The 19,751-nt window shown below is 63.9% G+C and carries 18 protein-coding genes and 1 rRNA gene (1 of these 19 cut by a window edge); 8 read left to right on the top strand and 11 right to left on the bottom strand.

Annotated features, from left to right (window positions below; translation table 11 throughout):
* Position 1: 1 nt before the first annotated feature.
* The 3 genes from cueR to LOY33_RS03005 are packed head-to-tail and all read right to left on the bottom strand — an operon-like array spanning position 2 to position 3,243.
* Entirely contained in the window at positions 2–403 is a 402-nt protein-coding gene (cueR, locus tag LOY33_RS02995; protein ID WP_043860954.1) for a Cu(I)-responsive transcriptional regulator, read from the bottom strand.
* Entirely contained in the window at positions 400–2,802 is a 2,403-nt protein-coding gene (locus tag LOY33_RS03000; RefSeq protein ID WP_258661346.1) for a heavy metal translocating P-type ATPase, read from the bottom strand. Before LOY33_RS03000 ends, cueR begins: the two co-directional genes overlap by 4 nt.
* A 54-nt stretch (positions 2,803–2,856) precedes the next feature.
* Complete coding sequence (locus tag LOY33_RS03005) at positions 2,857–3,243, bottom strand: hypothetical protein (protein ID WP_054916634.1); 387 nt, start codon at positions 3,241–3,243, stop codon at positions 2,857–2,859.
* Between the two features lie 136 nt (positions 3,244–3,379).
* Here LOY33_RS03005 and LOY33_RS03010 point away from each other — a divergent pair, with 136 nt between their 5' ends.
* Positions 3,380–3,580, top strand: coding sequence for a heavy-metal-associated domain-containing protein (locus tag LOY33_RS03010; protein ID WP_043860957.1), 201 nt, complete (start codon positions 3,380–3,382; stop codon positions 3,578–3,580).
* A 252-nt stretch (positions 3,581–3,832) separates the two neighbouring features.
* Complete coding sequence (locus LOY33_RS03015) at positions 3,833–5,014, top strand: multidrug effflux MFS transporter (protein WP_258661349.1); 1,182 nt, start codon at positions 3,833–3,835, stop codon at positions 5,012–5,014.
* Here the strand turns inward: LOY33_RS03015 and LOY33_RS03020 are convergent.
* Entirely contained in the window at positions 4,998–5,162 is a 165-nt protein-coding gene (locus LOY33_RS03020) for a sensor domain-containing protein (protein WP_116052671.1), read from the bottom strand. The two genes, LOY33_RS03015 and LOY33_RS03020, sit on opposite strands and share 17 nt — an antisense overlap.
* Positions 5,163–5,276: 114 nt before the next feature.
* A complete protein-coding gene (locus LOY33_RS03025) occupies positions 5,277–6,290 on the bottom strand; it encodes a zinc-binding alcohol dehydrogenase family protein (protein WP_043860959.1) in 1,014 nt (337 codons plus the stop codon).
* A gap of 111 nt (positions 6,291–6,401) precedes the next feature.
* Between LOY33_RS03025 and LOY33_RS03030 the strand changes: the two genes are divergently transcribed.
* Together LOY33_RS03030 and LOY33_RS03035 are read left to right on the top strand one after the other, a co-directional pair.
* A complete protein-coding gene (locus tag LOY33_RS03030; RefSeq protein ID WP_043860960.1) occupies positions 6,402–7,322 on the top strand; it encodes a LysR family transcriptional regulator in 921 nt (306 codons plus the stop codon).
* A gap of 356 nt (positions 7,323–7,678) precedes the next feature.
* A complete protein-coding gene (locus tag LOY33_RS03035) occupies positions 7,679–8,407 on the top strand; it encodes a helix-turn-helix transcriptional regulator (protein ID WP_043860961.1) in 729 nt (242 codons plus the stop codon).
* 58 nt (positions 8,408–8,465) lie between these two features.
* Here LOY33_RS03035 and LOY33_RS03040 read toward each other — a convergent pair whose 3' ends face one another.
* Positions 8,466–9,419, bottom strand: a complete 954-nt coding sequence (locus tag LOY33_RS03040) for an adenosine deaminase (protein ID WP_054916632.1) — start codon at positions 9,417–9,419, stop codon at positions 8,466–8,468.
* Between the two features lie 146 nt (positions 9,420–9,565).
* Between LOY33_RS03040 and LOY33_RS03045 the strand changes: the two genes are divergently transcribed.
* A complete protein-coding gene (locus tag LOY33_RS03045) occupies positions 9,566–10,651 on the top strand; it encodes a calcium:proton antiporter (RefSeq protein ID WP_043860963.1) in 1,086 nt (361 codons plus the stop codon).
* Positions 10,652–10,655: 4 nt separating this feature from the next.
* Here the strand turns inward: LOY33_RS03045 and LOY33_RS03050 are convergent, their stop codons facing one another.
* From LOY33_RS03050 to LOY33_RS03070, 5 genes are all read right to left on the bottom strand, one after another.
* A complete protein-coding gene (locus tag LOY33_RS03050; RefSeq protein WP_236176661.1) occupies positions 10,656–12,011 on the bottom strand; it encodes an 8-oxoguanine deaminase in 1,356 nt (451 codons plus the stop codon).
* Positions 12,012–12,126: 115 nt separating this feature from the next.
* Positions 12,127–12,813 (bottom strand): SDR family oxidoreductase, encoded by a 687-nt coding sequence (locus LOY33_RS03055; RefSeq protein WP_043860965.1) that lies wholly within the window; start codon positions 12,811–12,813, stop codon positions 12,127–12,129.
* 361 nt (positions 12,814–13,174) lie between these two features.
* Positions 13,175–13,759, bottom strand: coding sequence for a YigZ family protein (locus tag LOY33_RS03060; RefSeq protein ID WP_043860966.1), 585 nt, complete (start codon positions 13,757–13,759; stop codon positions 13,175–13,177).
* Positions 13,760–13,768: 9 nt separating this feature from the next.
* The gene (locus tag LOY33_RS03065) at positions 13,769–14,428 is read right to left on the bottom strand and encodes a TetR/AcrR family transcriptional regulator (RefSeq protein WP_043860967.1); all 660 of its coding nucleotides are present in this window, start codon (positions 14,426–14,428) and stop codon (positions 13,769–13,771) included.
* Positions 14,429–14,528: 100 nt separating this feature from the next.
* The gene (locus LOY33_RS03070) at positions 14,529–15,446 is read right to left on the bottom strand and encodes a LysR family transcriptional regulator (RefSeq protein ID WP_043860968.1); all 918 of its coding nucleotides are present in this window, start codon (positions 15,444–15,446) and stop codon (positions 14,529–14,531) included.
* A 124-nt stretch (positions 15,447–15,570) separates the two neighbouring features.
* Here LOY33_RS03070 and LOY33_RS03075 point away from each other — a divergent pair, with 124 nt between their 5' ends.
* The 3 genes from LOY33_RS03075 to LOY33_RS03085 form a co-directional block, all read left to right on the top strand.
* Entirely contained in the window at positions 15,571–16,917 is a 1,347-nt protein-coding gene (locus LOY33_RS03075; protein WP_258661360.1) for an aspartate aminotransferase family protein, read from the top strand.
* 62 nt (positions 16,918–16,979) lie between these two features.
* Entirely contained in the window at positions 16,980–18,473 is a 1,494-nt protein-coding gene (locus tag LOY33_RS03080; RefSeq protein WP_043860970.1) for a CoA-acylating methylmalonate-semialdehyde dehydrogenase, read from the top strand.
* Positions 18,474–19,042: 569 nt separating this feature from the next.
* Positions 19,043–19,751 (top strand): 16S ribosomal RNA (locus tag LOY33_RS03085); it runs 828 nt beyond the window's last position.

The following is a 19,751-nucleotide window of genomic DNA, read 5'->3' on the forward strand; positions in this document are numbered from 1 at the left end:
GCTAGTGACAGCAGCTGCCGGCTGCCAGGTCCTTGAGGATCGGGCAGTCGGGGCGATCGTCCCCCTGGCAGTGGGCGACCAGCTCGCTCAGCGTATCGCGCAGGCTCACCAGTTCGTCGATGCGCCGGTTCAGGTCGGCTATATGCTCGTTGGCCAGGGCTTTCACATCGGCGCTGGCGCGCTGGCGGTCCTGCCACAAGGTCAGCAGTTTGGCCACTTCCTCCAATGAAAACCCCAGGTCTCGCGAGCGCTTGATGAATGCCAGCGCGTGCAGGTCGTCCTGCTGGTAGAGGCGGTAGCCACTGTCGCTTCGCGAGGCCGGCTTGAGCAGGCCGATGGACTCGTAGTAGCGGATCATCTTGGCGCTCAGGCCGGTACGTTTGGCGGCTTGTCCGATGTTCATGTGGCATCGTCCTGTGGCGGCGTTTGCGGTTTCCAGGTTTTGAGCAGCAAGGCGTTGCTGACCACGCTGACGCTCGACAGGGCCATGGCCGCACCGGCCAGCACCGGGTTGAGCAGGCCGAAGGCCGCCAGCGGAATACCGATCAGGTTATAGATGAAGGCCCAGAACAGGTTCTGGCGGATCTTGGCGTAGGTCTTGCGGCTGATCTCCAGGGCGGCTGGTACCAGGCGCGGGTCGCCGCGCATCAGGGTGATGCCGGCGGCCTGCATGGCCACATCGGTGCCGCCACCCATGGCGATGCCGATGTCGGCGGCGGCCAGGGCCGGCGCGTCGTTGATGCCATCACCCACCATCGCTACCACACCCGATTTCTTCAGTTCGAGAACAGTGGCGGCCTTGTCGGCCGGCAGCACCTCGGCGTATACGTCATTGATGCCAAGGGCCTGGGCCACCACCTTGGCGCTACCGCGGTTGTCGCCGGTCAGCAGGTGGCTGCTGATGCCCTGTTGGCTCAGCTGGCGTACGGCGGCGTCTGCGCCAGGTTTGAGGCTGTCGCCGAAGGCGAACAGGCCCAGCACCCGTGGTTGCGCACCGCGCTCGATCAGCCACGACAAGGTGCGCCCCTCGGCCTCCCAGGCCTGGGCGCTGGTGGCGAGTTCACCCGGTTGCAGGCCGCTTTCTTCCAGCAGGCGACGGTTGCCCAGGGCCAGATCGCGGCCATTGAGGTGGCCGGCGATGCCGCGGCCGGTCAGCGATTGGCTGTCGTCGATGTCGGGTACGGTCAGGCCCTGCTCCTGGCAGGCATCCAGTACCGCCTTGGCCAGCGGGTGTTCGCTGCCGCGTTGCAGGGCGCCGGCCAGTTGCAGCAGTTCGCCTGCCTCGATGCCCTGGGCCTTGCTGTGAACGATGCGCGGGCTGCCGGAAGTGAGGGTGCCGGTTTTGTCGAACACCACGCGGTTGACTGCATGGGCACGCTCCAGCGCTTCGGCGTCCTTGATCAGGATGCCGTGGCGCGCGGCCACGCCGGTACCGGCCATGATCGCGGTGGGTGTGGCCAGGCCCAGGGCACAGGGGCAGGCGATGACCAGCACGGCCACGGCATTGATCAGCGCGGTTTCGATTGGCGCGCCGGCCAGCCACCAGCCGACCAGGGTTGCCAGGGCCAGCACCAGCACGGCTGGCACGAACACCTGGCTGACCCGGTCGACCAGTTTCTGGATGGGGGCCTTGGCGGCCTGGGCGTCTTCGACCAGGCGGATGATGCGCGCCAGCACGGTTTCAGTACCCAGGGCCAGCACACTTACCAGCAGGCGGCCTTCGCCGTTGATGGCGCCGCCGGTCACGCGGTCGCCCGGCTGCTTGGGCACGGGCAGGCTTTCGCCGCTGATCAGGGCTTCGTCGGCATGGCTCTGGCCCTCGATCACCTCACCGTCCACCGGGAAGCGTTCGCCAGGCAGCACGCGCACCAGGTCATGCAGGCGCAGGGCGCTGATGGGTACGTCGCGCTCCTGGCCGTCGATCACCTGCAGGGCGCGCTCAGGGCGCAGGGCTTCGAGGGCGCGGATGGCACTGGCGGTCTGGCGCTTGGCGCGGCTTTCCAGGTACTTGCCCAGCAGCACCAGGGCGATGACCACCGCCGAGGCTTCGAAATACAGGTGCGGCATGCTGCCTGCGGTGGCCCGCGCCCATTCGTACAGGCTCAGGCCGTAACCGGCGCTGGTGCCCAGGGCTACCAGCAGGTCCATGTTGCCGGCCCCGGCGCGTACCGCCTTCCAGGCCGCGACATAGAAGCGTGCGCCCAGGATGAACTGCACGGGGGTGGCCAGTACGAACTGTGCCCAGGCCGGCAGCATCCAGTGGATGCCGAAGGGCTGCAGCAGCATCGGCAGCACCAGCGGCAGGGCCAGCAGTATGGCCAGGCCGACCGACCAGCGCTCCTTGCGCAGGCGTCGCTCGGCGTCGGCCTGGTCGGCCTTGCCCGCTTGCGGCAGGCTGGCCGTGTAACCTGCCTGGGTCACCGCGTCGATCAGCAGCGCGCTGTCGACCTGCCCCAGCAGCTCGATGTGCGCGCGCTCGTTGGCCAGGTTGACGCTGACCCGCTGTACGCCGGGCACCTTGTTCAAGGCCCGCTCCACGCGCCCGGCACAGCTGGCGCAGGTCATGCCGCCAATCTGCAGTTCGAGGCTCTGGGCGGGCACGCTGTAACCGGCCTGGCTGACAGCGTCGACCAGTGCCGGCAGGGCGCCGGCAGGGGCTTGCACCCGGGCGTGTTCGGTGGCGAGGTTGACGCTGACGTGTTCGGCGCCGGCGACTTTGCGCAGGGCGCGCTCGACACGACCGGCGCAGCTGGCGCAGGTCATGCCTTGAATCGGCAGATCGAAGGTGGTTGATGCGGACATGGGGCTCTCCTCCTTGGACAGGCGCCAAGCATCAACCTTACCCCATTGGCAAGGTCAATAGCCCAGAGCGGCCTTCTTCAGGCTGAGGCCATTGTTGTCCATGACGATGCGGTACTTGTTGACCTGGCCCGCCAGTACGTTGATTCGCGTGCTGCGCTGGTTCTCGATGCCGTTGTTGCAACCCGGTGCCTGCCCGGGAAGCAGGCGCAGGCGCACGTTCACCGGGCCGCCCGGCAGGTTGAACGAGGTGGAGTGTTCCTGGAACAGTCGCGCCGACAGCTGGTCGTTGAGATAGATGCCGATCTCGCAGGACGTGGCGACCTCCAGACGCTCGCGGGAAATGATCAACACGCTGTAGTCCGACGGCCCTTCGGCGCTGGCCAGGGGCACGATGCTGCACAACCCGAGCAAACCGATAAGGCCCAATGCTGCCCTGCCCATGAATGAATCTCCTGCTGATCGTTCGACAAGGGCGCAGCTTGGCCGAGCTTGGCGCGGATTTCCAGTTCGGCATGCACTTGACCTTGCCCCGATGGCAAGCTTGAGACTGCGCTCAAATCCCAAGGAGGTAGTTCCCATGCAAGTATTCACTGTTCAAGGCATGACCTGTGGCCACTGTGTGAAGGCCGTGACCCGTGCGGTACAGAGCCAGGATGCACAGGCCATCGTAGAGGTGGACCTGGCCAGCAAGCAGGTGCGCGTCGACAGTTCGCTGCAGGCGCCGCAGATCGTGCAGGCGATTGTCGATGAGGGTTACAAGGCCGAGCTTGTGGCCTGAACAAGCCGGTAGCCGCTTCGCCTGTAGGAGCCAGCCTTGCTGGCGAACCGGCGCGAAGCGGCTACCGACCCTGCATGGGCGGTGTGTCTGCTGCACTGTGCATTCCGGTGTGCGAGCGCTGCGCGCTCGATTGCCGGCAAGGCCGGCTCCAACAAGGGGCGCACGTGCCAGCGAATTCGGCAAAAGATTCGCGGCTTATCCATGGCAGCCCGGTTAGACTAAGGCACTTGCTTAGCCTGCTATGGATTCCCGATGAACCTGCGCACCATCCTGATCCTCGGCGCACTCAGTGCGTTCGGGCCGTTGGCGATCGATTTCTACTTGCCCGGCTTCCCGGCAATGGCCCTGGCCTTTGCGACCGACGAAAAACACATCCAGACCACCCTGGCGGCCTATTTCCTGGGCCTGTCGCTGGGGCAGCTGGCCTATGGCCCGGTGGCCGACCGCTTCGGTCGACGCATTCCGCTGCTGGTCGGGGTGACCCTGTTTACCCTGGCGTCGCTGGCCTGTGCCTTTGCACCGAGCCTGGACGCCCTGATCGCCGCGCGTTTTGTACAGGCCCTGGGTGGTTGCGCAGGCATGGTGCTGTCGCGGGCCATCGTCAGCGACAAGTGTGATGCAGTGGCTTCGGCCAAGGTGTTCTCGCAACTGATGCTGGTGATGGGCCTGGCGCCGATCCTTGCCCCGATGCTGGGCGGGGTGCTGGTCAACCTGTATGGCTGGCAGTCGATCTTCCTCGCGCTCACCCTGTTCAGCGCCGGCTGTACGCTGGCCGTTGCCCTGGGCCTGCCGGAGAGCCTGCCTTCCAACCAACCACGCCAGCCGCTGTCGGGGGCGTTGCGCCAATACGGGCGCCTGCTCAAGGACCGCGTGTTCATGGGGCATGCACTGACCGGCGGCATCGCGATTGCCGGCATGTTCGCCTATATCGCCGGGTCGCCCTTCGTGTTCATCAAGCTTTATGGCGTACCGGCCGAACATTACGGCTGGCTGTTCGGCAGCAATGCGGCGGGCTTCATCCTGGTGGCGCAGGTGAATGCGCGATTGCTGGCCAAGCGTGGGCCTGCCTTTTTGCTGGCCCGCACGGTGTGGGTATACCTGGCGGCCGGGCTGGTGCTGCTGGGAATCAGCGCGCTGCATACGCAGGCGCTGTGGCCGTTGCTGGTGCCGCTGTTCGTGTGCATTGCCAGCCTTGGCTGCATCATCCCCAACGCCTCGGCCTGCGCCATGAGCGGGCAGGGTGCCCACGCCGGCAGTGCCTCGGCGTTGCTGGGGTGCGTGCAGTTCAGCGTGGCGGCGGGTGCGGCTGCCCTGGTGGGAGTGCTGCATGACGGCAGCGCGCTGCCGATGGCGCTGGTCATCAGCCTGTGCGGTGCGGCGGCGGTGGGCGTGGCGATGTTGACCCGACGCCTGCAGCTCAGCCGACCTGCTTGAGCGGGTGCGGGGCCCGCAAGCGTTGTTGCAGGGTGTCGACAAAGGCGCGAGCCTCGGCCTCGCTGCGAAAGCTGACCACATGCTGGTCGAGCTGAACCTGCCACGGGCACCCGGGTTTGCGGGCTGATGCACTGACGATAATCTTCATCGCTGCCTACCTGTGTGGTTGGGTAAATGCAGCAGCATTGTAGCGCCGCGACCGGGCCCCGGCATGACCGGCGTCAGTGTACTGACTGACGGTCATGCCGGGGCCCGGAGGGGCTCAGAACCCTTCCAGCACGATCTTGCCCTTGGCTGCACCGCTTTCGAGCAGCGCGTGGGCCCGGCGCAGGTTGGCTGCATTGATCGGGCCGAAATGCTCGCCCAGGGTGGTCTTGAGGGTGCCTGCGTCGATCAGCTCGGCCACGCGGTTGAGCAGCGTGTGTTGTGCCTGCATGTCGGCGGTTTCGAACAGCGAGCGGGTGTACATGAATTCCCAGTGCAGCGACAGGCTCTTGCGCTTGAGCTTGGTCACGTCCAACTGCTTGGGGTCGTCGATCAGCGCCAGTTTGCCCTGCGGGGCGAGTGCCTCGACCAGCTGATCCAGGTGCTGGTCGGTCTGGGTGAGGCTGGCAACGTGGGTAACGCTATCGATACCCTGCGCCTTCAGGGCCTGGGCCAGGGGCTGACGGTGATCGACTACCACATCGGCGCCCAGCTCCCTTACCCAGGCCTGGGTTTCGGGGCGTGAAGCGCTGGCGATGACCTTGAGCCCGGTCAGTTGGCTGGCCAGTTGAGTCAGGATCGAACCGACGCCGCCGGCGCCACCGACGATCAGCAGGCTCTGGCCCAGGTCGGCCTTGCCTTCGGCGATCTGCAGGCGTTCGAACAGCAGCTCCCAGGCGGTAATGGCGGTCAGCGGCAATGCGGCGGCTTCGGCGAAACCCAGGGTTCGGGGCATGTGCCCGACGATGCGCTCGTCGACCACGTGCAGCTCGCTGTTGCCCCCGGCGCGGGCGATGGAGCCTGCGTAGTAGACCTTGTCGCCAGGTTGGAACAGGCTGACCTCGCTGCCCACCGCCTTGACCACACCGGCAACGTCCCACCCCAGCACCTTGGCCACGCCGGCCTCGGGTTGCACGTTCTGGCGCACCTTGGTGTCGACCGGGTTGACCGAGATGGCGTGCACCTGCACCAGCAGGTCGCGCGGGCCAGGCTGCGGGGCGGGCAGCTCGATGTCCTGCAGCGCGGCGGGGTCGGCGATCGGCAACGATTGATAGTAGGCAATGGCTTTCATGAAGAGGTCCTTGAGGGGGGGAGTGCCGCCATCATCAGTGCTTTCACTTGGGGTTAAAACCCGATAAAACGGCAGATACTTTCAATTTTTTTTTGATAATGAGGCCGACAAGTGCTGCGTACCGATGATCTGCAACTGTTCGTGCGCGCCGCGGAACTGGGCAGCCTGTCGGCCGCTGCGCGCCAGCTCGACCTTTCGCCGGCAGTGGCGAGCGCAGCGCTCAAGCGCCTTGAGGCGCAATTGAAGGTGCGGCTGCTGGCCCGTTCGACGCGCAGTCTGCGCCTGACCGCTGAAGGCGAGGGGTTCCTCAACCACGCCCGGGTAGCCTTGGCCAGCCTCGAGGAGGGACGGCGAGCGTTGGCTCAGGGCCAGGCCGAGGTGAGCGGCGTGCTGCAGTTGTCGGCACCGTCGGATTTCGGACGCAATGTGCTGTTGCCCTGGTTGGACCAGTTGCAGCAGGCGCACCCATTGCTGAACGTGCGCCTGCTGCTGGGCGATCGCAATGCCGACCTGTTTCGCCAGCCGGTGGATGTGGCGCTGCGCTACGGCACCCCCGAAGACTCGAGCCTGGTGGCGTTGCCCCTGTGCCCCGACAACCGCCGGGTGCTGTGCGCCGCACCTGATTATCTGGCGCGCCATGGCCAACCGGCGACGGTTGCACAGCTGGCCGAGCACAACTGCCTGCTGTACCAGTTGGGTGGCCGTGTGCATGACCAGTGGCGCTTCAGTGACGGGGCCGCGACACAGACGGTGCTGGTGCGTGGCGACCGCTTTTGCGACGACGCCGACGTGGTACGGCGCTGGGCCGTGGCAGGTGTGGGCATTGCCTACAAGTCATGGCTGGATGTGGCAGCCGATGTGAAGGCCGGGCGCCTCGAAGTGCTGCTGCCCGGGGTGCGGGGTGAAGCTGCGCCGCTGAATCTGCTGTGCACCCACCGGGCGCAGCTCGGCAAGCCGGTGCAGTTGCTGCGCGACGAACTCAAGGCCAGATGCCGGCACCTGCTGGAGCCGCTGCTGGCGATGACCGGCTAGGCAGGGCCGGCTGTCGGGCGCTGGATCAGGGTCATACATTTCATTTTAGGTTGAGTGACTTGTTTACCTTGGATGTAGGGCGTTGCGCGCTCATCGGCCCTTGAGCGCAACCCTCGCTCTGCAGGGAAAGCCGCCCCCATGCGGCTGTGGTGCCAGGGGCGGAAGGCCCGCCACCCGAAAGTGACCTTTGCAGAAGGCCACATGGTTGCCCAAAACGGGCAATTTTGCCGGAGATAGAGGCCGTTTAAGTGCTTACAGGCCGGCATATACTTGCCCCCGCAGTCGTTACCAGCAAGAGACGTTTCCATTGCAGGGGCGGGCAAGTTACGTCTTCGGAATCCGCAGGGAGTGCAGATATGAAACCTGTAGCAAGTATCAGTGTGATCGCCAGCCTGCTGGCTGACCCCAAGCGCAGCGCCATGCTGTGGGCCTTGATCGACGGTCTGGCCCGCCCCTCCGACGAGTTGGCCAGGATGACCGGCCTGACACCTTCTTCCACCTGCGCTCACCTTGGGCGCCTGCTGGCAGGGGGGCTGCTGAAGATAGAGGCGCGCGGGCGCAAACGGTATTTTCGGCTGGCAGCCCCGGAGGTGGGCGCCGCTGTGGAGGCGCTGGCCAGTGTGCCGGTGCGCGAGCATTTTCGTCAGGGCGTGCGTGTCAGCCGGGAGGCGCCGGGGATCCCGCTGGCGATGCGCCGCGCACGCTTGTGCCGTGACCACCTGGGCGGTGAGCTGGCGGCCGACCTTTACCAGCGCTTGCAGGAGGCCAAGTGGCTGGAGCTCTGCGACCGCCAGTTGGAGGTCAGCTCGCTGGGGCGCCTGCACTTTGCCGACTTTGGCATCTTCGTCGAGGCATTGGCACTGCGCGAGGGCAGAGCCTGCAGCGCGTGCAGTTGCTGCAGCGAGTGGAGCGAGCAGCGCCCGCACCTGGGCGGGGCTCTGGGCAGCAGCCTGCTCAGGCTTTTCGTTCAGTCGGGCTGGGTGCGCATGAACGGTGACTCGCGCGCCTTGCACGTCACCCCCGCCGGGTTGCGTGAAATCCCGCTGATTGCACAGTCGCCCATGCCGTTGGCGGTGGGGGAGTAGCCGCAGGTGGCGGGCAAGGCCGACCCACCGGTGATGGGTCGACCTGCCCGCGCAGAGGTCAGGGCTTGAGCAGGCGCGCATCCAGACTGTTCTGCGCCAGACGCCTGGCCTGGTCCTGGGTCATGCCGAGGTGGGTATGCAGGGCATGGAAGTTCTCGGTCACGTAGCCACCGAAATAGGCTGGGTCGTCCGAGTTCACCGTGACCTTCACGCCACGTTCGAGCATCTCGAGGATGTTGTGTTCGCGCATGTGGTCGAACACGCACAGCTTGGTGTTGGACAGAGGGCAGACGGTCAGCGGGATCTGTTCGTCGATGATGCGCTGCATCAGGCGCTCGTCCTCGATGGCGCGCACGCCGTGGTCGATACGCTGGATCTTGAGCAGGTCCAGGGCTTCCCAGATGTACTCGGGCGGGCCTTCCTCGCCGGCGTGCGCGACGGTCAGGAAACCTTCGCTACGGGCGCGGTCGAACACGCGCTGGAACTTGCTGGGCGGGTGGCCTTGCTCCGAGCTGTCCAGCCCCACGGCGATGAAGGCATCGCGAAAGGGCAGGGCCTGATCGAGGGTGGCGTGGGCCTCGTCTTCGCTCAGGTGGCGCAGGAAGCTCAGGATCAGGCCACTGCTGATGCCCAGCTTGCGCTGGCCATCCTTGAGGGCTGCGCTGATGCCGGCCAGTACCACCTCGAACGGGATGCCCCGGTCGGTATGGGTCTGGGGGTCGAAGAACGGTTCGGTGTGGATCACGTTCTGTGCCTTGCAGCGCAGCAGGTAGGCCCAGGTAAGATCGTAGAAGTCCTGCTCGGTGCGCAGCACGTCGGCGCCCTGGTAGTACAGGTCGAGGAACTCCTGCAGGTTGTTGAACGCATAGGCCGCGCGCAGGGCCTCCACATCGTTCCAGGGCAGGGCGATGCCATTGCGTTCGGCCAGAGCGAACAGCAGTTCGGGCTCGAGCGATCCCTCCAGGTGCAGGTGCAATTCTGCCTTGGGCAGCGCGTTAAGCCAGTCGTACATAGCGTGTTCTCATCAAGGTGCGGTTGCGCGCCATTCTACAGCGGTTGAAGAGGGGCGGCGCGAAACCTGGCCGGATGGTCCGGCAGCAGGAAACCTTCCACAGCAGCTACAGTCTCTAGCCACACCCCTTCTGCTCAAGGCCGCCGATGCTCAAGCTACTGACCCAGGAAAAGCTCTTGCTGCTGGCCGTGGTGACCGCCCTGCTGGCCTGGCCATTGGAGCCGTTGTTGCTGGGGCACGGCCATGGCGTGGCGTTGTTGGCCGGGTTCGCGCTGGTGGGGGCGATCGTGTGCGCCTCGATGCGGGTTGCACAGCATGCCGAGCTGCTGGCGGAAAAGGTCGGCGACCCCTACGGCACCATGATCCTGACCCTGTCGGCGGTCTTGGTGGAGGTGGTGATCCTGGCCATCATGATGAGCAATGAGGCCTCGCCGACGCTGGTGCGCGATACCATCTACTCGGCGGTGATGCTCGATATCAACGGGATCCTGGGCCTGGCCGCGTTGATGGGCGGGCTCAAGCACGGCGAGCAGAGCTACAACGACGATTCGGCACGCACCTACAGCGTGATGATCATGACCGCGATGGGCGTATCGATGGTGGTGCCCGAGTTCATCCCCGAAGCCCAGTGGCATCTGTATTCGGCCTTCACCATCGGCGCGATGGTGGTGCTGTATACGCTGTTTCTGCGCATGCAGGTGGGGCCGCACAGCTACTTTTTCAGCTACAGCTACCCGCAGAAGAAACGCCGCGACCCGGTGGCAGGGACGCCGGGCGGCCACAAGGCGCGATCGATCGCGATTCTGATTTCGGGGGTGGTGGTGATCGGCCTGCTGGCCGAAGTCATGTCCAAGACCCTGGACTATGGCCTGGAGGGCAGCGGAGCACCGCCGGTACTGACGGCAATCGTGGTAGCGGCCATCTCTGCCGCGCCCGAGATTCTCACCGCATTGCGCGCGGCGCTGGCCAACCGCATGCAATCGGTGGTCAACATCGCCCTGGGGGCCTCGCTGTCGACGGTGATCCTCACCGTGCCGCTGATGGAGGCCATGGCCCTGTACACCGGTCAGCCGTTCCAGATGGCCATGACCCCGGTGCAGACGGTGATGATCTTCATCACGCTGATCGTCAGCGCCATCAACCTGAACGATGGCGAAACCAACGCGATCGAGGGCATGACCCACTTCGTGCTGTTCGCCACGTTCATCATGCTGGCGCTGCTGGGCCTTTAGCTGCCTAGCCGGCGATCAGTTGCGCGGCGGCCTGGCGGTGATCGGCGATCAGGCCCTTCACGTCCAGCCCTTCGATCTGGCCATCGATCACTCGCCACCGGCCGCCGACCATCACCCGGTCGGCTCGGTCGGCACCGCACAGCAGCAGGGCCGAGAGCGGATCATGGCTGCCGGAAAAACGCAGTTCATCCAGCTTGAACAGGGCCAGGTCGGCCTGCTTGCCCACGGCCAGCTCGCCGATGTCGTTGCGCCCAAGCAGTTGCGCCGAACCTCGTGTGGCCCAGCCCAGCACGCGCTCGGGGGTGATGGCCTCGGCACCGTAGCGCAGGCGCTGCAGGTACAGGGCCTGGCGGGTTTCGAGGATCATGTTGGACGCATCGTTGGAGGCCGAGCCATCCACACCCAGGCCCACTGGCGCACCCGCGTCGGTCAGATCCACGGTGGGGCAGATGCCCGATGCCAGGCGCATGTTGGAGCTGGGGCAATGGCAGATGCCGGTGCCGGCAGCGCCCAGGCGGGCAATCTCGTCGGGGTTGAAGTGGATGCCGTGGGCCAGCCAGGTGCGCGGGCCGAGCCAGCCGACACTGTCCAGATAGTCGACGGTACGCAGGCCAAAGCGCTGCAGGCAGAAGTCCTCCTCGTCGAGGGTTTCGGCCAGGTGCGTGTGCAGGCGCACGTCCAGCTCTTGGGCCAGGGTCGCGCTGGCGCGCATGATTTCGGGCGTGACCGAGAACGGTGAGCAGGGGGCCAGGGCGATCTGGATCTGCGCGCCCGCGTCACGCTCGTGGTAACTGTGGATAAGTCGTTGGCTGTCGGCCAGGATCACCTCGCCCTGCTGCACCGTCTGCTGCGGTGGCAGGCCACCATCGGCTTCACCCAGGCTCATGGAACCGCGGGTGAGCATGGCGCGCATGCCGAGTTTGCGCACACTCTCCACTTGTACGTCGATGGCGTTTTCCAGGCCGTCGGGGAACAGGTAGTGGTGGTCGGCAGCGGTGGTGCAGCCCGACAGCAGCAGTTCGGCCAGGGCTACCTGGGTCGCCAGCTCCAGCTTGGCCGGGGTGAGCCGGGCCCACACCGGGTACAGCGTCTTGAGCCAGGGGAACAGCGGCTGGTTGACCACCGGAGCCCAGGCACGGGTAAGGGTCTGGTAGAAGTGGTGGTGGGTGTTGATCAGGCCTGGCAGTACCACGTGCTCACGGGCATCGAAGGTTTGCTGGCAAGGTGTGGCGGGGGTTTGGCCGAGGCCGAGGACTTCGCGGATGATGCCGCCTTCGAGCACCAGGCCTCCACGGGCGTCGAGGGTGTTGGCGGTAAAGATGGCAAGCGGGTTTTTCAACCAGATACGGGTCGCAGGCATGGTGCCGGCTCCTCTGAAAGTGGGTTCAGGTTAGCCAGCTCAGTGTTGCCCTGTCTGCTGATCCAGGTCCGCCGCGGTGGGCGAAGGGCCGAGTCTACACCCACCGCGCGTCAGATCACCAGATCAGTTTTTCGCCCTTGTAGTTGATGAAATGCAGGCCACCCTTGCCGCTGTTGAGGGTGACCTGTTCAACCATCCCGCCTGTGCTGGTAGGCACGTCGATTTCAGCGCCTTCGCCGCCCATGTCGGTCTGGACCCAGCCCGGGTGCATGGCCAGCACGGTCAGGCCGGTGTCGCCCAGCTGCACGACGAAGCTGTTGATCATGGAATTGAGTGCCGCCTTGCTGGCCTTGTACAGGGCCAGGTCGGGCGCGTCGGGGATGCTCACGCTGCCCAGCACCGAGCTCATGAAGGCGATGACCCCACCCTTGTCGTTGAGCTGCGGGCTCAAGCGCTGCGCCACGCGAATCGGCGCGACGCTGTTGGTCATGAACAGTTCGCCGATATCCGCCAGTTGTACCCGCTCCGGGTTCTGGTCATCAGGGCCCTTGACCCCCGCATTGACGAACAGCAGGTCGAAGGTCTGACCCTTGAGGCGCGCCTGCAGTGCATCGAGCTGATCGGTGCTGTTCATTTCCAGGGTCTCGACCTGTACGCCCGGCACCGCGGCCAGCGCAGGGGCCCTGGCAGGGTCCCGAACGGTGGCGGTCACGTTCCAGCCCTGCTCGCGCAGGCGCTGCACAAGGCCAAGGCCCAGGCCACGGGATGCGCCAATGATCAGTGCGGTTTTGGGGGCGGTCATGGGATAACTCCGTACAGGTGGGCAGAGGATACGCAGCGTAGCATGGCCTGGAGGCTGCTCATAAAATGATCAATCGACGCTGAGCATTGGCCGGCAGGCCTTTGGCGCAGGCGCTCACGGTTTATCCACAGCTTGCTCCACAGTATTTGTGTGCAAGCGCCAGGCACGGTTTTGTGGACATGGAGCCGGCCCTCGAGGGCACCTGGCTGGGGATAAGTCACTGATTCGACGCCGCTTGATGGCCTGTCATCAAATCTTGATCAAAATATGATCGTTTCTCTGTGAGCCTTGATCCAGAAGGGCTGCAGCCGAGTGCTAAGAGGTTATCCACAGCCGGGCCCACAGTGGATGTGGGCAAGTGTCAGCGCCGTTCGAGCAGAATGCGCCCGCGGCTCAGGTCGGCCAGTTGTCGTTGCACCGGTTCGATCTGCTCCTCGCCAAGCGCCAGCAACAGGTCGACACCGTTGGCGGTGAACTGCTCGTCCATCACCAGGCCGTCGGCTTCGGCGACGCGTAGCTTGAGCAGGGCCAGTTCGCTGAATGCGCAACTGCAGTGCAGCTCGACACGGCTTACCAGCAGGCGCTTTTCGGCCTGTTGCAGGCACTTGTTGGCGCCACCGCCATAGGCCCGGGCCAGGCCACCGGTGCCCAGCTGAATGCCGCCGTACCAGCGAATCACCAGCACCACTACCTGGTCGCAGTCCTGCGCCTCGATGGCCGCCAGGATCGGGCGCCCGGCCGTACCGCCGGGTTCGCCGTCGTCGCTGCTGCGGTACTGCGCCCCCAGTTTCCAGGCCCAGCAGTTGTGGGTGGCGGCCAGGTCGCTGTGCCGTTCGATGAAGGCCTGGGCCTCGGCCGGGCTGCTGATGGGGCCGGCCAGGGTGATGAAGCGGCTCTTGCGGATCTCTTCGCGAAACTCGCAAGTGTCCAACAGGGTAAAAGGCATAAGCAGGGTTCAGTTCGGTGGGGTCAGGCCACAGCCTTTGAGGATGATGTGGATAAGGTTGTTGCTGGCGTCTTCCATGTCCTGCTTGGTCAGGCGGCTGCGGCCGGTTACCTGGCAGATCTGTGTGGAGAAGTCGGCATAGTGCTGGGTGCTGCCCCAGAGCAGGAAGATCAGGTGTACCGGGTCGAGGCGGTCCATCTTGCCGGCATTCATCCAGCTTTCGAACACGGCGGCCCGGCCCTTGAACCAGTCGCGGTAGTCCTGGCTGAAGTAGTCGGTCAGGCACTGGCCGCCGCTGATGATCTCCATGGCGAAGATCCGCGAGGCCTGCGGGTTGCGCCGCGAGAATTCCATCTTGGCGCGAATGTAGCGGCTCAGCGCCTCGGCCGGGTCGTCGTCGGCACTCAGGGTGTTGAAGGTGCTGTCCCACAACTCGATGATGTTGCTCAGCACCGCCACGTACAGGCCCAGCTTGTTGGTGAAGTAATAGTGCAGGTTGGCCTTGGGTAGCCCGGCGTTCAGCGCGATGGTGTTCATGCTGGTGCCCTTGAAGCCGTGACGGGCGAACTCGTCTTCGGCAGCCTGGATGATGGCCTGCTCGTTCTTCTGGCGGATACGGCCGGCAGGCCTGGCAGCCTGGAGGCGGTGTGCGGGGACTTCGAAGGTCATGGGCGATTCCGGACAGAGCGGGGTAGTGTGGCACATGCACTGATAACCCAGCCGTGGCAGGCGGGCAAGCGCTCATCGGCGAAAAAGCCGATAAACCGCATCAGCGGGTGGCCGCCAGGCTGTCCAGGAAGCTCTCGAGCACCAGGTGCGGGCGCCGTCCCTTGCGGGTAACCCAGCACAGGCTCAGGTCATAGAAGCGTTCGTCGGGTTTGAGGGCGCGCAGGCGCCCCTGCTGTACCCAGGCGTTGGCGTAGTGGTCGGGCAGGTAGCCGATGTAGCGCCCGGTAAGAATCAGGAACGCCATGCCTTCGCGGTCCGAGGCGCTGGCGGTGCAGTGCAGGTCCTGATACTGGGCCTGGATCTCGGCCGGCAGGCGGAAGGTGGGGGCGATCGCGTCCTGGCTGTTGAGGCGGTCGTCGTCCAGCTGGCGGTCATCGGCATAGAACAGCGGGTGCCCGACCGCGCAATAGAGCAGTGAGCGCTCACTGTACAGTGGCTGGTACTCGAGCCCCGACAGCGGGCTGGTCTGGGGGACCACGCCGACGTGCAGGCTGCCGTCGAGCACGCCCTGTTCGACCTGGCTGGGAGCGATCATGCGGATCTGGATGCGTACCTCCGGCCCCCGGTCCTTGAGCTGCGCCAGGGCATGGGTGATGCGCATGTGCGGCAGGGTCACCAGGTTGTCGGTGAGGCCGATGTTCAGCTCGCCGCGCAAGTGCTGGTGCAGGCCGTTGACCTCGGTGCGAAAGCTTTCCAGCGCGCCGAGCAGTTGCAGGGCGCTCTGGTACACCTCGCGGCCCTCTTCGGTCAGCGAGAACCCGGCACGGCCGCGCTGACACAGGCGCAGGCCCAGGCGTTGCTCCAGGTCGCTCATCTGCTGGCTGATGGCCGAGCGGCCGATGCCCAGCACGTTCTCGGCTGCGGAGAAGCCGCCGCATTCCACCACGCTGCGGTAGATTTTCAACAGGCGGATGTCGAAATCACTGACCTGCGCAAGCGGCTCCGGGCGACGGCTCATAGTTTAGTGTCCAGCTAACTGAAGATTAGAAAAGTAGGCTTTTTCAGACTTTATCCCCGTGACAACTTAGCTGCAACAACGTTTGCCTCCCTCATGTTGCTCATTGCCTTGCGAGGTTTGTCCCATGAATCTGCCTGAAAACGCTCCCCTCGGCCTTGCCAGCCAGCTCAAGCTGGATGCGCACTGGATGCCCTATACCGCCAACCGCAACTTTCAGCGCGACCCGCGCCTGATCGTCGCCGCCGAAGGCAGCTACCTGACGGATGACAAGGGGCGCAAGATCTATGATGCGCTGTCGGGGCTGTGGACCTGCGGCGCCGGGCATACCCGCAAGCAGATTCAGGAAGCGGTGTCGCGCCAGCTGGGTGTGCTGGATTATTCGCCGGCCTTCCAGTTCGGCCACCCGCTGTCGTTCCAGCTGGCCGAGAAGATCACCGACCTGACCCCGGGCAACCTGAACCACGTCTTCTATACCAACTCCGGTTCCGAATGCGCCGATACCGCGCTGAAGATGGTGCGTGCCTACTGGCGCCTCAAAGGCCAGGCGACCAAGACCAAGCTGATCGGCCGTGCCCGTGGCTACCACGGTGTGAACATCGCCGGCACCAGCCTGGGCGGCGTCAACGGCAACCGCAAGATGTTCGGCCAGTTGCTGGATGTGGACCATATTCCGCACACCCTGCTGCCGGGCAACGCGTTCAGCAAGGGGATGCCGGAGGAGGGCGGTATCGCCCTGGCCGATGAGATGCTCAAGCTGATCGAGCTGCACGATGCGTCGAACATCGCGGCACTGATCGTCGAGCCGCTGGCCGGCTCCGCCGGTGTACTGCCGCCGCCCAAGGGCTACCTCAAGCGCCTGCGCGAGATCTGCGACCAGCACAACATTCTGCTGATCTTCGACGAAGTGATCACCGGTTTTGGCCGTATGGGTGCCATGTTCGGTGCAGACGCCTTTGGTGTGACGCCCGACCTGATGTGTATCGCCAAGCAGGTTACCAACGGCGCCATCCCGATGGGCGCGGTGATCGCCAGCAGCGAGATCTACCAGACCTTCATGAACCAGCCGACCCCGGAATACGCGGTCGAATTCCCGCACGGCTACACCTACTCCGCGCACCCGGTTGCCTGCGCTGCCGGCCTGGCTGCACTCGACCTGCTGGAGAAGGAGAACCTGGTGCAGTCGGCTGCCGACCTGGCACCGCATTTCGAACGTGTGCTGCACGGAGTCAAGGGCGCGAAGAACATCGTCGACATTCGCAACTACGGCCTGGCCGGTTCCATCCAGATTGCCGCGCGGGACGGGGATGCCATCGTGCGTCCGTTCGAGATCGCCATGAAGCTGTGGAACGCCGGCTTCTATGTTCGCTACGGCGGCGACACCCTGCAGTTCGGCCCGACTTTCAACACCACCCCGCAAGAACTGGATCGCCTGTTCGATGCGGTGGGCGAAGCGATCAACCAGGTCGGCTGATCCCTCTCTTTATATAAGCAGGCGCGCGGTGCCGCGCCTGAACCCCCTTTCTGGAGTTCTGCATGAGCATTGTTCAGCATCTGATCCACGGTGAAATGGTTTCCAGCGGTGAGCGCACCGCCGATGTGTTCAACCCGTCCACCGGCCAGGCGGTACGCAAGGTGGCGCTGGCCAGCCGGGAAACCGTGCAGCAGGCCATCGATTCGGCCAAGTCGGCATTCCCGGCCTGGCGCAATACCCCGCCGGCCAAGCGGGCCCAGGTGATGTTTCGCTTCAAGCAACTGCTTGAGCAGAACGAGTCGCGCATTGCGCAGATGATCAGCGAAGAGCATGGCAAGACCCTCGAGGATGCGGCGGGTGAACTCAAGCGCGGTATCGAGAACGTCGAGTTCGCCTGCGCTGCCCCCGAAGTGCTCAAAGGCGAATACAGCCGCAACGTGGGCCCGAACATCGATGCATGGTCCGACTTCCAGCCGCTGGGCATCGTTGCGGGGATCACCCCGTTCAACTTCCCGGCCATGGTGCCGCTGTGGATGTACCCGCTGGCGATTGCCTGTGGCAACTGCTTCATTCTCAAACCGTCCGAGCGCGATCCGAGCTCGTCGCTGTTCATTGCCCAGCTGTTGCTGGAAGCCGGCTTGCCCAAGGGCGTGCTGAACGTGGTGCATGGCGACAAGGTGGCGGTGGACGCGCTGATCGAAGCCCCAGAGGTCAAGGCGCTGAGCTTTGTGGGCTCCACGCCGATTGCCGAGTACATCTATGCCGAGGGCACTCGTCGTGGCAAGCGTGTGCAGGCGCTGGGTGGTGCGAAGAACCACGCGGTGCTGATGCCCGATGCCGACCTGGACAATGCGGTCAGCGCACTGATGGGCGCGGCGTACGGTTCGTGCGGTGAACGCTGCATGGCAATCTCGGTAGCGGTGTGCGTGGGTGACCAGGTAGCCGATGCACTGGTGGCCAAGCTGGTGCCGCAGATCAAGGCGCTGAAGATCGGTGCCGGTACCAGTTGCGGTCTGGACATGGGGCCGCTGGTGACTGCGGCTGCGCGCGACAAGGTGGTTGGCTATATCGATGACGGCCTGGCCGCCGGTGCCGAATTGGTGGTGGACGGCCGCGGCTACAGTGTTGCGGGGCATGAGCAAGGTTACTTCGTGGGCGGTACGCTGTTCGATCGGGTCAGCCCCGAGATGCGTATCTATAAGGAAGAGATCTTCGGCCCGGTGCTGTGTGTGGTACGGGTGAACAGCCTCGAGCAGGCCATGCAGTTGATCAACGATCATGAATACGGCAACGGCACCTGCATCTTCACCCGTGATGGGGAGGCGGCGCGTCTGTTCTGCGACGAGATCGAAGTGGGCATGGTGGGGGTCAACGTTCCGTTGCCGGTGCCGGTGGCCTATCACAGCTTCGGTGGCTGGAAGCGCTCGCTGTTTGGCGACCTGCATGCCTACGGCCCGGATGGCGTGCGCTTCTATACCCGGCGCAAGGCGATCACCCAGCGTTGGCCGCAGCGCGCCAGCCATGAAGCATCGCAGTTCGCATTCCCAAGCCTTTGAGGTCGGGCTGAAAGGAGGGAGGCCGCAAGGCCTCCCTCTTTTGTTTTTCAGCGTTTTTGACCGATGTGACAGATTTATTGCGAATAGCGCTTGACGGGTTTCCAGAAGTCTTTATACTTCGCCCCACTTCCAGCGTAGCAGGAACGAAAAACTCCTTGAATATCAGTGAGTTGGACGTTTCAGGTCAGGCTGGAGGTGCTTCGATCGAAAGATCGGCAGCGGTGAAAAAGGTGGTTGACAGCAGGTTGTAACGCTGTAGAATTCGCCTCCCGCTACGAGAGATCGAAGCGAGTCAAGTGTTTGAAGTGAAACGAAAAACTTCAAAATAAACGCTTGACAGGCTCTGAGGAAAGCGTAGAATGCGCGCCTCGGTTGAGACGAAAAGTTCTTGACCAACCGCTCTTTAACAACTGAATCAAGCAATTCGTGTGGGTGCTTGTGAGCTCAGACTGATAGTCAGAAAGATTATCAGCATCACAAGTGACTGCACGAAAATCGAAAGATTTGAAAGTAAGTCATTTGAGAATGCTGAGCCAAGTTTAGGGTTTTCTCAAAACCCAAGCAGTATTGAACTGAAGAGTTTGATCATGGCTCAGATTGAACGCTGGCGGCAGGCCTAACACATGCAAGTCGAGCGGATGAGAGGAGCTTGCTCTTCGATTCAGCGGCGGACGGGTGAGTAATACCTAGGAATCTGCCTGGTAGTGGGGGACAACGTTTCGAAAGGAACGCTAATACCGCATACGTCCTACGGGAGAAAGCAGGGGACCTTCGGGCCTTGCGCTATCAGATGAGCCTAGGTCGGATTAGCTAGTTGGTGAGGTAATGGCTCACCAAGGCTACGATCCGTAACTGGTCTGAGAGGATGATCAGTCACACTGGAACTGAGACACGGTCCAGACTCCTACGGGAGGCAGCAGTGGGGAATATTGGACAATGGGCGAAAGCCTGATCCAGCCATGCCGCGTGTGTGAAGAAGGTCTTCGGATTGTAAAGCACTTTAAGTTGGGAGGAAGGGCAGTAAGCGAATACCTTGCTGTTTTGACGTTACCGACAGAATAAGCACCGGCTAACTCTGTGCCAGCAGCCGCGGTAATACAGAGGGTGCAAGCGTTAATCGGAATTACTGGGCGTAAAGCGCGCGTAGGTGGTTCGTTAAGTTGGATGTGAAATCCCCGGGCTCAACCTGGGAACTGCATCCAAAACTGGCGAGCTAGAGTAGGGCAGAGGGTGGTGGAATTTCCTGTGTAGCGGTGAAATGCGTAGATATAGGAAGGA

Origin of the sequence: Pseudomonas sp. B21-036 (genome assembly GCF_024748925.1) — a bacterium.
Lineage (GTDB): Bacteria > Pseudomonadota > Gammaproteobacteria > Pseudomonadales > Pseudomonadaceae > Aquipseudomonas > Aquipseudomonas palmensis.

What these genes read in the sequence shown, in the direction of transcription:
- LOY33_RS03015 (WP_258661349.1), top strand. Translation starts at nt 3,833, where the DNA reads ATGAACCTGCGCACCATCCTGATCCTCGGCGCACTCAGTGCGTTCGGG.
- LOY33_RS03000 (WP_258661346.1), bottom strand. Translation starts at nt 2,802, where the DNA reads ATGTCCGCATCAACCACCTTCGATCTGCCGATTCAAGGCATGACCTGC.
- LOY33_RS03055 (WP_043860965.1), bottom strand. Translation starts at nt 12,813, where the DNA reads ATGACCGCCCCCAAAACCGCACTGATCATTGGCGCATCCCGTGGCCTG.
- LOY33_RS03025 (WP_043860959.1), bottom strand. Translation starts at nt 6,290, where the DNA reads ATGAAAGCCATTGCCTACTATCAATCGTTGCCGATCGCCGACCCCGCC.
- LOY33_RS03020 (WP_116052671.1), bottom strand. Translation starts at nt 5,162, where the DNA reads ATGAAGATTATCGTCAGTGCATCAGCCCGCAAACCCGGGTGCCCGTGG.
- LOY33_RS03005 (WP_054916634.1), bottom strand. Translation starts at nt 3,243, where the DNA reads ATGGGCAGGGCAGCATTGGGCCTTATCGGTTTGCTCGGGTTGTGCAGC.
- LOY33_RS03080 (WP_043860970.1), top strand. Translation starts at nt 16,980, where the DNA reads ATGAGCATTGTTCAGCATCTGATCCACGGTGAAATGGTTTCCAGCGGT.
- LOY33_RS03070 (WP_043860968.1), bottom strand. Translation starts at nt 15,446, where the DNA reads ATGAGCCGTCGCCCGGAGCCGCTTGCGCAGGTCAGTGATTTCGACATC.
- LOY33_RS03040 (WP_054916632.1), bottom strand. Translation starts at nt 9,419, where the DNA reads ATGTACGACTGGCTTAACGCGCTGCCCAAGGCAGAATTGCACCTGCAC.
- LOY33_RS03045 (WP_043860963.1), top strand. Translation starts at nt 9,566, where the DNA reads ATGCTCAAGCTACTGACCCAGGAAAAGCTCTTGCTGCTGGCCGTGGTG.
- LOY33_RS03010 (WP_043860957.1), top strand. Translation starts at nt 3,380, where the DNA reads ATGCAAGTATTCACTGTTCAAGGCATGACCTGTGGCCACTGTGTGAAG.
- cueR (WP_043860954.1), bottom strand. Translation starts at nt 403, where the DNA reads ATGAACATCGGACAAGCCGCCAAACGTACCGGCCTGAGCGCCAAGATG.
- LOY33_RS03050 (WP_236176661.1), bottom strand. Translation starts at nt 12,011, where the DNA reads ATGCCTGCGACCCGTATCTGGTTGAAAAACCCGCTTGCCATCTTTACC.
- LOY33_RS03065 (WP_043860967.1), bottom strand. Translation starts at nt 14,428, where the DNA reads ATGACCTTCGAAGTCCCCGCACACCGCCTCCAGGCTGCCAGGCCTGCC.
- LOY33_RS03060 (WP_043860966.1), bottom strand. Translation starts at nt 13,759, where the DNA reads ATGCCTTTTACCCTGTTGGACACTTGCGAGTTTCGCGAAGAGATCCGC.
- LOY33_RS03075 (WP_258661360.1), top strand. Translation starts at nt 15,571, where the DNA reads ATGAATCTGCCTGAAAACGCTCCCCTCGGCCTTGCCAGCCAGCTCAAG.
- LOY33_RS03035 (WP_043860961.1), top strand. Translation starts at nt 7,679, where the DNA reads ATGAAACCTGTAGCAAGTATCAGTGTGATCGCCAGCCTGCTGGCTGAC.